The 13,346-nt window shown below is 73.6% G+C and carries 12 protein-coding genes; 4 read left to right on the top strand and 8 right to left on the bottom strand.

What is annotated here, in order from left to right:
- Window positions 1–699: 699 nt before the first annotated feature.
- A complete protein-coding gene (locus tag PSD17_RS30010) occupies window positions 700–1,755 on the top strand; it encodes a hypothetical protein (RefSeq protein WP_041760027.1) in 1,056 nt (351 codons plus the stop codon).
- Window positions 1,756–2,643: 888 nt separating this feature from the next.
- On the opposite strand, the gene PSD17_RS30005 is transcribed toward PSD17_RS30010, so the two are convergent.
- Window positions 2,644–3,327 carry a response regulator gene (locus PSD17_RS30005; RefSeq protein ID WP_013677380.1) on the bottom strand — a complete coding sequence of 228 codons (684 nt, stop codon included), beginning with the start codon at window positions 3,325–3,327 and terminating at the stop codon, window positions 2,644–2,646.
- Window positions 3,324–4,712, bottom strand: a complete 1,389-nt coding sequence (locus tag PSD17_RS30000) for a PspC domain-containing protein (RefSeq protein ID WP_339125786.1) — start codon at window positions 4,710–4,712, stop codon at window positions 3,324–3,326. The genes PSD17_RS30005 and PSD17_RS30000 overlap by 4 nt, the downstream gene beginning before the upstream one ends.
- A 159-nt stretch (window positions 4,713–4,871) precedes the next feature.
- On the opposite strand from PSD17_RS30000, the gene PSD17_RS29995 reads away from it, so the two are divergent.
- Both PSD17_RS29995 and PSD17_RS29990 read left to right on the top strand, forming a co-directional pair.
- Entirely contained in the window at window positions 4,872–6,200 is a 1,329-nt protein-coding gene (locus tag PSD17_RS29995; protein ID WP_013677382.1) for a PspC domain-containing protein, read from the top strand.
- The gene (locus PSD17_RS29990; RefSeq protein WP_013677383.1) at window positions 6,193–6,426 is read left to right on the top strand and encodes a hypothetical protein; all 234 of its coding nucleotides are present in this window, start codon (window positions 6,193–6,195) and stop codon (window positions 6,424–6,426) included. Before PSD17_RS29995 ends, PSD17_RS29990 begins: the two co-directional genes overlap by 8 nt.
- A gap of 132 nt (window positions 6,427–6,558) precedes the next feature.
- Here the strand turns inward: PSD17_RS29990 and PSD17_RS29985 are convergent, their stop codons facing one another.
- The gene (locus PSD17_RS29985) at window positions 6,559–7,482 is read right to left on the bottom strand and encodes a methylenetetrahydrofolate reductase (protein WP_233899174.1); all 924 of its coding nucleotides are present in this window, start codon (window positions 7,480–7,482) and stop codon (window positions 6,559–6,561) included.
- Between the two features lie 48 nt (window positions 7,483–7,530).
- On the bottom strand, window positions 7,531–9,081 hold the full coding sequence (guaA, locus tag PSD17_RS29980; RefSeq protein WP_041760028.1) for a glutamine-hydrolyzing GMP synthase: 1,551 nt from the start codon (window positions 9,079–9,081) through the stop codon (window positions 7,531–7,533).
- Window positions 9,082–9,322: 241 nt separating this feature from the next.
- Between guaA and PSD17_RS29975 the strand changes: the two genes are divergently transcribed.
- On the top strand, window positions 9,323–9,781 hold the full coding sequence (locus PSD17_RS29975) for an SRPBCC domain-containing protein (protein ID WP_013677386.1): 459 nt from the start codon (window positions 9,323–9,325) through the stop codon (window positions 9,779–9,781).
- 52 nt (window positions 9,782–9,833) lie between these two features.
- On the opposite strand, the gene PSD17_RS29970 is transcribed toward PSD17_RS29975, so the two are convergent.
- The 4 genes from PSD17_RS29970 to guaB all read right to left on the bottom strand — a co-directional run bounded on the left by PSD17_RS29970 (window position 9,834) and on the right by guaB (window position 13,212).
- The gene (locus PSD17_RS29970) at window positions 9,834–10,214 is read right to left on the bottom strand and encodes a type II toxin-antitoxin system death-on-curing family toxin (protein WP_013677387.1); all 381 of its coding nucleotides are present in this window, start codon (window positions 10,212–10,214) and stop codon (window positions 9,834–9,836) included.
- 13 nt (window positions 10,215–10,227) lie between these two features.
- A complete protein-coding gene (locus PSD17_RS29965) occupies window positions 10,228–10,434 on the bottom strand; it encodes a ribbon-helix-helix protein, CopG family (protein ID WP_013677388.1) in 207 nt (68 codons plus the stop codon).
- Window positions 10,435–10,475: 41 nt separating this feature from the next.
- On the bottom strand, window positions 10,476–11,600 hold the full coding sequence (locus tag PSD17_RS29960) for a GuaB3 family IMP dehydrogenase-related protein (protein ID WP_103381043.1): 1,125 nt from the start codon (window positions 11,598–11,600) through the stop codon (window positions 10,476–10,478).
- 106 nt (window positions 11,601–11,706) lie between these two features.
- Window positions 11,707–13,212, bottom strand: coding sequence for an IMP dehydrogenase (gene guaB, locus PSD17_RS29955; RefSeq protein WP_013677390.1), 1,506 nt, complete (start codon window positions 13,210–13,212; stop codon window positions 11,707–11,709).
- Between the last annotated feature and the right edge of the window lie 134 nt (window positions 13,213–13,346).

The following is a 13,346-nucleotide window of genomic DNA, read 5'->3' as shown; positions in this document are numbered from 1 at the left end:
CGGCCGCACGGGTTCGGCGGCCGCACGGGTTCGGCGGCCGCACGGGTTCGGCGGCCGCACGGGGTCGGCCGCACGGGGATCGACTCAGCAGGATTGGCCGCCCCTGGTCGGCCAGGCCGGGGGATCGGCTGCGCTGGATCGGCCGCAGGGGATCGGCCACGCAGGATCGGGCGCGCGGCGTCACGCGCGCTCGGTTGCGCCGTTCGCAGTAGACCGACGGTCACGCAGGCCGTCCGAGCGGTCGCGACGCGTGATCTCCCCCGACCGGGTGGTCCTCGGGCGGAAGGTCCTTTCGGCGCCCTCGACGGCGGCCGTTCGGAGGCACCGCTCGGCGAATCGTGCCGATCGACCCAGGGGGCGGCGGGACGAACGGTCCAGAGTCCGCCACTGCCTGGCCGTTCGCAGCGACCGCCGGGCGCGTGAGTGATCGACTGCGGACTGCGACCAACGGCTCAACGGTCGCCGGGAGTCGGTGAGCGGAAATCGCGCTTTCAGCGCCTTGTCGATGAGCGGGCGAGTAGCACTTGGTGAACATTCTGTGCGTCCGGTAATTGTGGTCGGGTCACTTCACCCGAAGGAGGACGACAGATCGTGGTCGCGTTCGCTCAGCGTCGTGGCTCTCGTCAGGAGCCGAGCTTCGTCTCTGTCGGAGAGCTGTTGCGGCGCAACATTCCTGCGGCTGACGCCGACAACGACGACGTGACCACCGATCCGGCCGCCGTTCCCGAACCGCGCGAGCCCGAATACGTCTCCGTCGGCAGCCTGCTCCGCCGCGAAGGCCGCGCCCCGCATTCCTTCGACCGCCCCCTGAAGCCCCGGGCGAGCCGCGCGGAGAAGTCCGCGGACGAGCTCGCCGCGAAGCGCGCCGCCGGGCGGCGCAAGACGACGGCCGCAGCCGCCGCCATGCTCACGATCGGCGGCGTCCTCGGCGCCGCCGTCCTCACCGACGCGGCCTCCAACTCCTCGGCCGCTCAGGACCAGCTCGACGGCAGCTTCCCCGGCCGCGGCATCCCCGGTGACGGGGCCGCCGCGGCGCTGCCGTCCTCCGGCGGAGGCAACGCGCTGAACGCGGGTGTCGGCGCTCCGACGTCATGGATGAACGTGGCGTTCCCGTCCTCACTGCCCTCGGGCTCGCCGCAGGCCGCCGCGTTCGGTGGCGGTACGGGCGGCAGCGCCGGGGGCACCGGCGGCCTCCTGTTCGGCAGCGGCGGCACGGGCGCCCCGGGTGGCGTCGCCCCGGGTGCCGGTGGCGCCACCACGCCCGGCGTTGGCGGCGGTACGGGCGGCCCGGGCGGGAACAGCTCGACGCGACCCAGCGACGTCACCACGCCGCAGAACAACCCGGTCCTGGAGCAGACGGTCGACAGCGTCACCCACCCCGTCTCCCAGGTGGTGGAGCAGGTCGGCGGCCAGACCCCGCTCAAGCCGGTCACCGACCGCGTCGCCGGCGCGGTCGACGGCGCGGGCAAGGGCCTCGGCAAGACGGTCGGCGCGGCGGGCGGCCTGGTCACGAAGGCAGCGGAGCCGGTCACCAAGCCCGTCCTCGAGCTCGCCGCCCCGGTCACCGACACCGTCACGAAGGTCCTGCCGCCGGTCGCACCCGTCGTCGCGGCGCTCAAGCCGTCCAACCCCGCACCTGCGGGCGGCACGCAGCAGTCCGTCGTCGAGACCGTCGGGCGCGGCGCGCAGGGCGTCGTCGAGGGAGCTGGTGAGACCGTCGGCGGGCTTCTCGGCGGCCTGACCGGTCGTCGATGACCCCCTGAACCTCGGGTCGCCTGCTCGGCGACCTGTACCTGATCGGTGTCCCGCCCGGTGATCGCCGAGGGAGGGAGTGAGCGCACCGACTGCGCTCATCCCTGTTCCGCCGATCCCCGGTGCTCGGCCCGGTTCCGCGGGGCCCGGCCACCCGCCCTCCCTGTGCGGTGATCGCCGTCTCCGGGACATGGGCGCCACCTGCTGCGCTCACGTCCCGGTTTCGATGATCACGCGGCCGGGCGGCCGGGCTGATCGCGTGGCCCTGCCGAGACGCCCGAACATGCGGTGATCGCGGTTCCAGGGACATGGGCGCAGCAGACTGCGCCCAGGTCCCTGCGTCAATGATCACTGCAGCCCGGCTGCCCGGCCGATCACGAAGCCCATGCACTGATCGCCATCTCCGACATGAGCGCCGTTGACTGCGCTCAGGTCCCTGCTTCGATGATCACGGCGATCCGGCGGCCTCGCCAGCGCCTGCCCCCGCAATAGCCCCGCCCATGTCATGATCGCCGTCTCCGGGACATGGGCGCCGCCGATCGCGCTCAGGCCCCTATTCGATGATCACTCCGCCCGGACGGCCTGACCCGGCAAATCCCCTGCACCCGCCTGCCTCCGCCCAAGGGGGATCGCCGTCTCCGGGACATGAACGCCACCGACTGCGCTCTGATCCCGCTTTCGACGATCACCGCGACCTGGCTCAGCACGACAGCACGAACCCTCTGCCACACACCCGCCCACGCAGTGATCGCCATCCTCGGGACATGAGCGCCACCGACCGCGTCCACGTCCCGGTTTCGATGATCACCCACCGCCAGCCGGGGCGGCCCCGGGTCGCCTTGCGAGTGGCACCGCACGAGGCCGGCCGGGCCCCGGAGCAGCCAGGGTCGGTCAGACCAGCCTGCGGTCCGAGGCCCAGCGGGAGAGCTCGTAGCGGTTGGAGAGCTGGGTCTTGCGCAGCACGCTAGAGACGTGGGTCTCGACGGTCTTCACCGAGATGAACAGCTCGCCCGCGATCTCCTTGTAGGCGTACCCGCGCGCCAGCAGCCGCAGGACGTCGCGTTCACGACGGGTGAGCAGGTCGAGCTCCGGGTCGCCGGGAGGGGCGGCGCCGGGCCGGTCGGAGAAGACGTCGAGCACGAAGCCGGCCAGCCGCGGGGAGAAGACGGCGTCGCCACCGTGGACCCGGCGGACGGCGTCGGCGAGGTCGCGGCCCGAGATCGTCTTCGTCACGTACCCGCGCGCACCTGCGCGGATGACCGCGATGACGTCCTCCGCCGCGTCGGACACGCTGAGCGCGAGGAACACGACGTCGGGGCACTCCGGACGGATCCGGCGCAGGACCTCGGCGCCACCGCCGTCGGGCATGTGCACGTCGAGCAGCACGACGTCGGGCCGCAGGTGCCGGATCGCGGCGACGGCCTCGTCGACCGACCCCGCCTCCCCGACGACCTCGACGTCGGGGACGCCCCGGTCGAGCTCCGCGCGCACACCGGCCCGGAACAGCCCGTGGTCGTCGACGAGGAACACCGAGATCGTGCCGTCGGGGGTGGCCGCGTCCTGCGGGTCGCTCACGGCTGGGCCTCCTGCTCGTCCTCCCGCGCCGCGTCGGGCGCGGGAGCGTCGTCGTCACCTGTCGTCGTGCCGGTCGCCGGGTCGGTCGCCAGATCCATCGCGAGGTGCACCTCGGTGCCCTCGCCGAGGGTGCTGCGCAACCGTACGCGTCCGCCGTGCCGGGCCATCCTCGCCTTGATCGAGTCGGCGACGCCGTGCCGGTCGGCGGGGACGTCGTCGGGGTCGAAGCCCTTGCCGCGGTCGCGGACGAAGACGTTGACCTCGTCGGGCTCGATCTCGACGAAGACGCTGATCTCGTCGACGCCTGCGTGCTTGGCGGCGTTCACCATGGCCTCGCGCGCGGCGAGGACGAGCGCGCGCAGGTCCGGGTCGAGGGGCCGGTCGGCACCGACGAGCACGGGGCTGACGGTGAGGGCGTAGGTGTCCTCGACCTCGGCCGCCGCCTTGGTGAGCGCCTCGGCGAGCCCCTCGTCGAGTGCGGGCGCCTTGACCCCGCCGCCGCTGCTGCCCCGCCCGTAGCCCTGCGGGCCGTAGAGCCAGTGCCGCAGCTCGCGCTCCTGGCCGCGGGCCAGCCGCAGGACCTCGCGCGGCTCCTCGGCCTGCCGCTGGATGAGCGCCAGGGTCTGGAGCACCGAGTCGTGCAGGTGGGCGGCGATCTCGGCGCGCTCGGCCTCGACGATGCGCTGCCGGCGCTCCTCGCCCAGGTCGCGGGCCAGCCGCACCCACCACGGGACGGTCAGCACGGCGACCCCGACGATCGTCGCGACGACGGCCAGCAGCCCGAACTGCACCTGGCCGAGGTTGATGTTGCCGATCAGGAAGACCGCGATGCCCAGCGCGACGAACAGCGCGCCCGAGACGACCCGGATCAGGGCGGTCCGGCCGCCGCCCGCCGCGCCGGTCACGCCCGACCGCGCGCCCGCGGCCCACCGGCGGCGCTGCGCCTCGTCGGCCTCGCGCCAGACGACGGCCGCACCCAGCGCGGCCACGCCCAGGGGTCCGACGATCCAGCCGATCACCGAGTTCCCCAGCGCGGCCGCGACCAGACCGACGCCCAGCCCCAGCGCGGCCAGGCCGATGGCCTGCTGGCGCTCCCGCCTGGTCGTGACGCGCTGGACGTCGGCGCTCTCCTGGCGCACGAAGACCCACAGCAGGCCGTAACCCACGACGCCCGCACCGTTGATGGCGGCGAGCACGACGAAGGCGGCCCGGACCCAGATGACGTCGATGCCCAGGTGGTCGGCCACGCCGCCCGCGACACCGGCGACGAGCCGGCCCGAGCGGCGTCGCTCCAACGGGCCCCGCGCCGGGACGGCGGGCGCGCCGCTGGTCGCAGCTGGCTGACTCACGACACCATGGTCACACGCAGGACGGCCCCGGGGCATCGGGGACGACCTCCGGGGGACCTCAGGGTCGTCCCGGATGGGCGCGCTCCCGCCACGCGGGAGGCTGGTGCCCATGGAGGGGGAAGCCATGAGCGAGCTTGCGAGCGGACCGGCGCAGCGTCCACGTGACACGCCGGGACCGCGGGGCGAGGGAGAGCGATGAACGGGACGGATGTGCAGTCGACGCTGCGGGAGATGTGGGAGACGCGCCCTGCGCGGCCTCGCCACGACCGCAAGGTCGCGGGGGTGGCGGCGGCCATCGCCCGGCGTTACGACATCGACCCGGTGCTCGTGCGTGTCGGGTTCGTGGTGGCGGCCCTCTACGGGATCGGCGCGGCCCTCTACATCGCGGGCTGGGTGCTGCTCCCGGAGGCCGACGAGAACGACCCGACCGACGGCGCCGCCGCGGCCACCAAGCCGGGCAAGCGCCCGCATCCCGGGCTCCTGATCGCCCTGATCGTGGCAGCGGTCGTCGGGACCGGCGCGATCTTCGGCCACGACGGCGGGATCATCTGGCCGGCGATCATCGCGCTCGGCCTGCTGTTCCTGCTGCACCGCTCGCGCGGCGGCCGCGGCGTGGCGGGCCCGCACGCACCGGCCCCGGCGGCCCACGACCCGCAGACGGTGAACCTCCGCAAGGAGGGCACGACCGCCGAGCAGGAGACCACCGAGCTCGACCCGGTGACGGGCGAGCCGAAGCCGACGCCGCCGTCGTGGGACCCGCTGGGCGCCGCGCCGTTCGCGTGGGACCTGCCAGAGCCGGCACCGGAGCCTGCTCCCGAGCCGCCTGCGCCGCGACGCCGACCGCCGGTCACGGCCGTCACCCTGGCCGTCGCGCTCGTCACCGGCGGTGTGCTGGGCGCCCTGCTGCTGGGCGGCACGAACCTGATGTCGCTCCCGACGCTCCTCGCGATCGTCCTGGGCATCCTGGGCGCCGGTCTGGTCGTCGGGGCGTTCGTCCGCGCCGGTCGCGGCATCATCCCGTTCGCCCTGATCATGTGCCTGCTGACGTGGGGCGCCATGCAGGTCCCGACGGACTCGCTGCGCGGCGGGGTGGGCAACACCGAGGTGCGACCGGTATCGGTCGACATGCTCGCGCCGTCCTACGAACGGGCCGCGGGCAACATCGAGCTCGACCTGCGGGGGCTGGACCTGTCCGTCCCCGCTGGCGTCGGCGCCACCGCGCTGCCGCAGGACCCGGGTGTCCCGGCGCCGCCCGCCCCGCCGGCTCCACCGGTCCCGCCCGTCGAGACCCGGGTCGACGTGGGCATGGGCAACCTCGAGGTGTGGGTGCCCGCGAACGCCGACGTCACCGTCCACGCCGATGCGGGCGTCGGGCACGTGCAGTTCGGCAACCGCGAGAGCGGAGGCAGCAGCGCCCGCATCGACGTCGTCGACGACCTGGGTGCCGACGGCATCCGGTCCGGCCGGCCGATCGTCCTCGACCTGCACGCGGGTCTGGGCAACGTGGAGGTGCATCGTGGCTGACGAGACGACGGGGACGACCACCGGCCGCCCCACCCGCACCCCGGCGCGGCGGTTCCCCGACCTGCTGTGCCTGGTCGTCGGGCTGCTGAGCCTCGGCGTCGCGGGGAGCGCGCTGACCGGGAACAGCCTCTGGTTCACCGGGTTCGACGCCCGCTGGCTCCTCGCCGGCGCGGCCGTCCTGCTCGGGGTGCTGCTCCTCGCGGGCAGCCTGCGCAACCGCAGCTGAGAGACCACGGCGGAGCTGGGGAGCGCCGCCGACCGGTCGTCCGGGTGATCCGGCCCTCGGGGGACGGTGGGATCACAAGGGGACGGACGACCGCCCGTGAGTGGCGATGGTCGCCATGGCGACCATCGCCACTCACGACGTCCGGGCCATCCCGGCCGCCTCGAGGATCTCCGGGACCCCGCGCTCGTCGCCCACGACCATCACGTGCACCCCCGCGACCCCGGGCAGCTCGCGCAGCTCGCGCACCGTGTCGACGCACGCCGCGACCCCCTCCGCGGCCACCTTGTCCGACGGCACGCCGCGCAGCCGACGCTCGAGCTGCTCCGGCACCGACACCCCGGGGATCGACGACAGGAACTCCAGCGCCCGCAGCGACCGGATCGGGCCCACCCCGGCCAGGACGCCGCAGCGGGCGTCGAGGCCGCGGTCGCGGACCTGGCTCAGCCAGCCCGAGAACGCGTCGACGTCGAACACGAACTGCGTCTGCACGAACTGGGCGCCGCCGTCGACCTTCTGGGCGAACCGGTCGGCCGACGGCCCCGGGCTGTCGACGGCACCCAGCAGCCAGCGCGGCGCGGGATCGACCGACCGGCCCGACAGCAGCACGCCCTCGTCGCGCAACGACCGGGCCGCGGCCATCAGCCCACCCGAGTCGAGGTCGAACACCGCGGCCGCGTCGGGATGGTCGCCCTGCTCCGGGCGATCCCCGGTCATCAGCACGAGGTTCGGGACGCCGAGCGCGGAGGCCGCGAGCAGGTCGGACTGCAGCGCGATCCGGTTGCGGTCGCGGCAGGTCATCTGCATGACGGGCTCCACGCCCGCCTCGAGCAACGCGAGGCTGCCGGCGAGGCTGGAGACGCGGACGTTGGCGCCGGCGTTGTCGGTGACGTTGACCGCGTCGACCCAGCCCCGGAGGTGGTCGGCGGCCCGGCGGACGGGGCCGAGATCGGCCCCGCGCGGGGGTGCGACCTCCGCGGTGACGGCGAACCGGCCCGAACGCAACGCGTCCGCGAGCCGGCCGGGGATCTCCGGCGAGAGTGCCGTGGGGGTGCTCACGCCCACATCATGCAGTCCGCCCCGGCCGGGCGCGCCGGGCCCCGCGGGTCACTCCCACTCGATCGTGCCCGGCGGCTTGCTCGTCACGTCGAGGACGACGCGGTTGACCTCGGCCACCTCGTTGGTGATGCGGGTGGAGATCCGTTCGAGCACGTCGTAGGGCAGGCGCGTCCAGTCGGCCGTCATGGCGTCCTCCGACGACACCGGCCGCAGCACGATCGGGTGGCCGTAGGTGCGCCCGTCGCCCTGGACGCCGACGCTGCGCACGTCGGCCAGCAGGACGACCGGGCACTGCCAGATCTCCTTGTCGAGCCCGGCGGCGGTGAGCTCCTCGCGGGCGATGGCGTCGGCGGCGCGCAGGGTGGCCAGCCGGTCGGCCGTGACCTCCCCGATGATCCGGATGCCCAGCCCCGGCCCCGGGAACGGCTGGCGGCCGACGATCGTCTCCGGCAGCCCGAGCTCGGCGCCGACCTTGCGCACCTCGTCCTTGAACAACGTGCGCAGCGGCTCGACCAGCGCGAACTCGATGTCGTCGGGCAGGCCGCCGACGTTGTGGTGACTCTTGATCGTCGCCGTCCCGGTCCCGCCGCCGGACTCGACGACGTCCGGGTAGAGCGTGCCCTGCACCAGGAACCCGACGTGCTCGGCCTCGGCGACCTCCGCCGTCGCGGCCTCGAAGACCCGGATGAACTCCCGCCCGATGATCTTGCGCTTCTGCTCGGGCTCGCTGACGCCCGCGAGGGCGCCGAGGAAGCGGTCGGCCGCGTCGACGGTGTGCAGCTTCGCGCCGGTGGCCGCCACGAAGTCGCGCTCGACCTGCTCTCGCTCGCCCGCCCGCAGCAGCCCGTGGTCGACGAACACACACGTCAGCCGGTCGCCGATCGCGCGCTGCACCAACGCCGCCGCGACCGCGGAGTCGACCCCGCCCGACAGCCCGCACACCGCGTGCCCGTCGCCCACCTGGGCGCGGATCGCGGCGACCGAGTCGTCGATGATCGACGACGTCGTCCAGCTCGGGGTCAGCCCCGCGACCTGGTGCAGGAAGCGCCGCAACACCTCCTGGCCGTGCGGGCTGTGCCCGACCTCCGGGTGGTACTGCACGCCGGCCAGCCGGCGCTCGGTGTCCTCGAACGCCGCGACCGCGACCCGGTCCGACGACGCCGTCACCGTGAAGCCCTCCGGCGCACGCACCACCGAGTCGCCGTGGCTCATCCACACCGGGTGCCGCGCGGGCAGACCGTCGTGCAACGCACCGGCCGTCGACGTCAGGCACAGCTCGGTGCGGCCGTACTCGCGGGTGCCGTCGGGTGCGACCTCCCCGCCCAGCGCCTTGGCCATCGCCTGGAAGCCGTAGCAGAGCCCGAGCACCGGGATGCCCGCGGCGAACAACGCGGGGTCGATCTCCGGCGCACCGTCGGCGTACACGCTCGCGGGCCCGCCGGACAGGATCAGCGCGACGGGCTTGCGGGCGACGATCTCGGCGACCGGCGTGTCGGAGGGCACGATCTCGGAGTACACCTGCGCCTCACGCACCCGGCGGGCGATGAGTTGGGCGTACTGCGCCCCGTAGTCGACGACGAGGACGGTCGGCTGCTGCACGTCTCGAGGATAGTTCGTGGCCCCGACCACCCTGGGGGCGGCGACCCGCGGCGCGGGGTGCCCGACGACCGGTGCCGGCGGCAGTGCCGCTCGACGAGGTCGTCGCCCGCCGCCCCGGCCCGGATCACGTGCTGACGGCTGCGGGCCGTCCGGTCCCCGCACGGCCGGGAGCGCGGGGCCGGGTCGCCGACCCCGGCCTCTGGGGTCTGGCCCCCAGAGTCGGGCCCCTAGAGTCGGGCCCATGTACTCGACGCGCGTGTCGTTGCTGGTCCGGGCCCCGCGAGCCGTCGTGTGGCAGGCGCTCGTCGACGCCGACGCCATCGCGCGGTGGCGCGTCCCCGACGGGATGCGCTGCGAGGTGCACGAGTTCGACGCGCGCGAGGGCGGCCGGTTCCGGGTCTCGCTGACCTACTCCGACCCCGACGCCCTCGGCAAGACCAGCGCGCACACCGACACCTACCACGGCGTCTTCACGACGCTGCGCGCCGAGCAGGAGATCGTCGAGACGCTGGAGTTCGAGTCCGACGACCCGGCCCTGGCCGGCACGCTGACGCAGACGACGACGCTCGCCGACGCCGACGGCGGCACCGAGGTCACGATCGTCCACGAGGGCATGCCCGACGCCGTCTCCCCCGCCGACGACGAGGCCGGGACCCGGATGGCCCTGGCCAACCTCGCCGCCCTGGTCGAGGGCTCCTGATCCGGTGCCTGCAGCGACGCGATCGTCGCCGTAGGCACCCGATCCCAGGCCGTCAGCGTGGTGCGGTCATCCGACGCAGCCGTTCGGCGATCTCGGCGACCGTGTCGACAGTGCCGTCCGCGATCTCGATCACGAGGTCGAACACCGGATCGTCGGCGGCCGTCACGGCCCATCCGTTGATCCACAGGAACGTCTCCGTCGCAAGCCAGCCCAGGCGCTTGTTCCCGTCGCCGAGGCCGTGGTTGCCGCCGAGCGAGTGCAGCAGGGCGGCCGCCTTGTCCCACACGTCCGGGTAGGCGTCCGCGCCGAACACGGTGCTGCGCGGACGAGCCAGGGAGGACTCCAGGAGTCCGTAGTCGCGCACCTCGACGCCGCCCTCGACCGCCTCAGCGGCGACCTGGAGCAACGACTCCAGCGTCAGGTACTGCGTCATGCATCTACGCTCGTCACGCGCTGCCGAGCCGACGCATCAGATCACGGCGACGCGGGCCGAGGACCGCGAGAGCCTCAGCGACCGAGTCGTGATGAGCCCGCCGCTCGATGTACTGGCGGACGGCGTCCCGGGCGACGGCGTCCATCGAACGCTGCTCGACCTCGGCCTGGGCACGCAGCGCCGCGAGCTCGTCGTCCGTGAACCGCACGTTGATCGCCACAGCCTCAACGGTACCAGAATAGTACCGACGGACCTGCCGATTCAGCCGCGGACCGTCAGGCCCGCCTTCTGGAACTCCTTGAGGTCGGAGTAGCCGGTCTTGGCCATGGCCCGGCGCAGTGCGGTGAACAGCGCGACGTCGCCGTAGGGGCTGTCGGACGGGCCGAACAGCACCTGCTCGAGCGTGCGGTCCCCGGTGTCCTGCACGGTGATCTCCGAGCGCGGCAGGGAGGGGTGCGCGGCGGCCGAGGTCCAGTACAGCCCGCCCGCGGGCGACTCGACCGAGGCCGCGAGCGACTCGCCGAGCATGACGGCGTCGGCGCCGCAGGCGATGGCCTTCGCCATGTCGCCCGAGCCCACCATCCCGCCGTCGGCGATGACGTGGACGTAGCGGCCGCCGGTCTCGTCGAGGTAGTCCCGGCGGGCCGCGGCGGCGTCGACGATCGCCGTCGCCATGGGGACGCCGATGCCCAGCACCGAGTCGGTGGTCGTCCCGGCGGACTCGCCGTACCCGACGATCACGCCCGCCGCGCCGGTGCGCATCAGGTGCATCGCGGTGCGGTAGTCGCCCACGCCGCCGGCGACGACGGGGACGTCGAGGCCCTTGATGAAGTCGCCGAGGTTGAGCGGTTCGCCCTGGGAGACGTGCTCGGCGGAGATGATCGTGCCCTGCACGACCAGGATCTCCACCCCGCCGGCCAGGAGCGTCGGCGTGATCTCCCGGGCGCGCTGCGGGCTCACCCGGACGGCGACCGTCACGCCCGCCTCGCGGATGGTCTTGAGCGCGTCGGTGAGCAGGTCGGGCTGGATCGGGGCGGCGTGCAGCTCCTGCAGCAACCGGATCACGGCGGCCTCGTCGCCGCTGTCGGCGACGTCGACGATGCGGGCGAGCGCGGCCTCCGCGTCGCCGTGCCGGGCCCACAGGCCCTCGGAGTTGAGCACCGGCAGGCCGCCGAGCTGCCCGATCCGCACCGCGCTGGCGGGCGAGACGACCGCGTCGGTCGGATGCGTCACGAGCGGGATGTCGAAGCGGTACGCGTCGAGCTGCCAGCCGAGCGAGACCTCCTTCGAGCTCCGCGTCCGCCGCGACGGGACGATCTCGATCTGCTGCAGGTCGTAGCTGCGACGGGCCGTCCGGCCCATCCCGATCTCCACGAGGTCACGCACGGGTGACCAGCGTAGGGGGTGTGCGAGAGGGCGCCGTCGATGGGCTCGGTGATCGGGCCGGCGCGCGGCCGGTCGGAGCCGCGATCGCCGGCGGAGACCCCTCGTGCTACCTCGACGCGTAGTTCGGCGCCTCGACCGTCATCGTGATGTCGTGCGGGTGGCTCTCCTTGAGGCCGGCCGCGGTGATCCGGACGAGCTGGGCCTGCTGGAGCTCGGGAATCGTCTGCGCACCCGCGTAGCCCATCCCGGACCGCAGTCCGCCGACGAGCTGGTGCACCACGAGCGACAGCGGCCCGCGGAACGGGATGCGGCCCTCGATGCCCTCGGGGACGAGCTTGTCCTCACTCAGCACGTCGTCCTGCGCGTAGCGGTCCTTCGAGTACGACTTGGCCGGGCCGCGCGACTGCATCGCACCCAGCGAGCCCATGCCGCGGTAGGTCTTGTACTGCTTGCCGCCGACGAGGATCAGCTCGCCGGGGGACTCCGCGGTACCGGCCAGCAGGCTGCCCAGCATGACGCTCGACGCGCCGGCGGCGATCGCCTTGGCGATGTCGCCGGAGTACTGGATGCCGCCGTCGCCGATCACGGGGACGCCCGCGGCGGCGCAGGCCTGCGCGGCCTCGTAGATGGCCGTGATCTGGGGGGCGCCGACGCCCGCGACCACGCGCGTCGTGCAGATCGAGCCCGGCCCGACGCCGACCTTGACCGCGTCGGCACCGGCCTCGACGAGCGCCTGCGCACCGGCGCGGGTCGCGACGTTGCCCCCGACGACGTCGACCCCCTCGCCCACCTCGGCGCGGAGCTTGGCGACGGTCTCGAGCACTCGCCGCGAATGGCCGTGCGCGGTGTCGACCATCAGCACGTCGACACCCGCCTCGACCAGCTGCATCGCACGGGCGTACGCGTCCTCACCCACGCCGACGGCCGCCGCGACGACGAGCCTGCCGTCGGGGTCCTTCGTCGCGAGCGGGTACTTCTCGGTCTTGTTGAAGTCCTTGATCGTGATGAGGCCGCGCAGGATGCCGTCGCCGTCGATGATCGGCAGCTTCTCCAGCTTGTGCCGGCGCAGCAGGCCCAGCGCCGCCTCCGCGGTGACGCCGACGCGGGCGGTGACCAGCGGGGCCGGCGTCATCACCTCGTGGACGGGCCTGCCGTGGTCGACCTCGAAGCGCATGTCGCGGTTGGTGATGATGCCGACGAGCTTGCCGTCGGCGTCGGCGACGGGCACGCCCGAGATGCGGTACTTCGCGCAGAGGGCGTCGACCTCGGCGAGGGTGGCGTCGGGCGAGCAGGTGACGGGGTCGGTGACCATCCCCGCCTCCGACCGCTTCACGACCTCGACCTGTGCGGCCTGCTCGTCGGGCGACAGGTTGCGATGCAGCACCCCCAGCCCGCCTGCGCGGGCCATCGCGATCGCCATCCGCGACTCGGTCACGGTGTCCATCGGCGACGACACGACGGGCACCTGGATCCGGACACGCCTGGTCACCTGGGTGCTCGTGTCGGCAGAGCTCGGGATCACGTCGGACTCCGCGGGCAGCAGCAACACGTCGTCGAACGTGAGACCCAGCATCGCGAACTTCGGCGGCAGTCCGGTGGTCTCAGTGGTCATCGCAGGCCTTCAGCCCCTCACCGGTCAGCTCGGCGGACGGCCCGGGCGCCGCCCTCCCCCATGGTATCCGTGGCCGTCGACCGGGCCGAGCCGGCGAGTCCGGGCCCACACCCACACAGGTCACGCACGTCGTG

Origin of the sequence: Pseudonocardia sp. D17 (assembly GCF_036984265.1) — a bacterium.
GTDB lineage: Bacteria > Actinomycetota > Actinomycetes > Mycobacteriales > Pseudonocardiaceae > Pseudonocardia > Pseudonocardia benzenivorans.
The sequence above is the reverse complement of the archived record's forward strand: the minus strand, read 5'-3'. Positions and strand labels throughout refer to the sequence as shown.

Excerpts from the sequence above, each read along its gene's own strand:
- PSD17_RS30000 (WP_339125786.1), bottom strand. The coding sequence starts at position 4,712 with ATGCCCCGGGGCCGTCCTGCGTGTGACCATGGTGTCGTGAGTCAGCCA.
- PSD17_RS29995 (WP_013677382.1), top strand. The coding sequence starts at position 4,872 with ATGAACGGGACGGATGTGCAGTCGACGCTGCGGGAGATGTGGGAGACG.
- PSD17_RS29975 (WP_013677386.1), top strand. The coding sequence starts at position 9,323 with ATGTACTCGACGCGCGTGTCGTTGCTGGTCCGGGCCCCGCGAGCCGTC.
- PSD17_RS29970 (WP_013677387.1), bottom strand. The coding sequence starts at position 10,214 with ATGACGCAGTACCTGACGCTGGAGTCGTTGCTCCAGGTCGCCGCTGAG.
- guaB (WP_013677390.1), bottom strand. The coding sequence starts at position 13,212 with ATGACCACTGAGACCACCGGACTGCCGCCGAAGTTCGCGATGCTGGGT.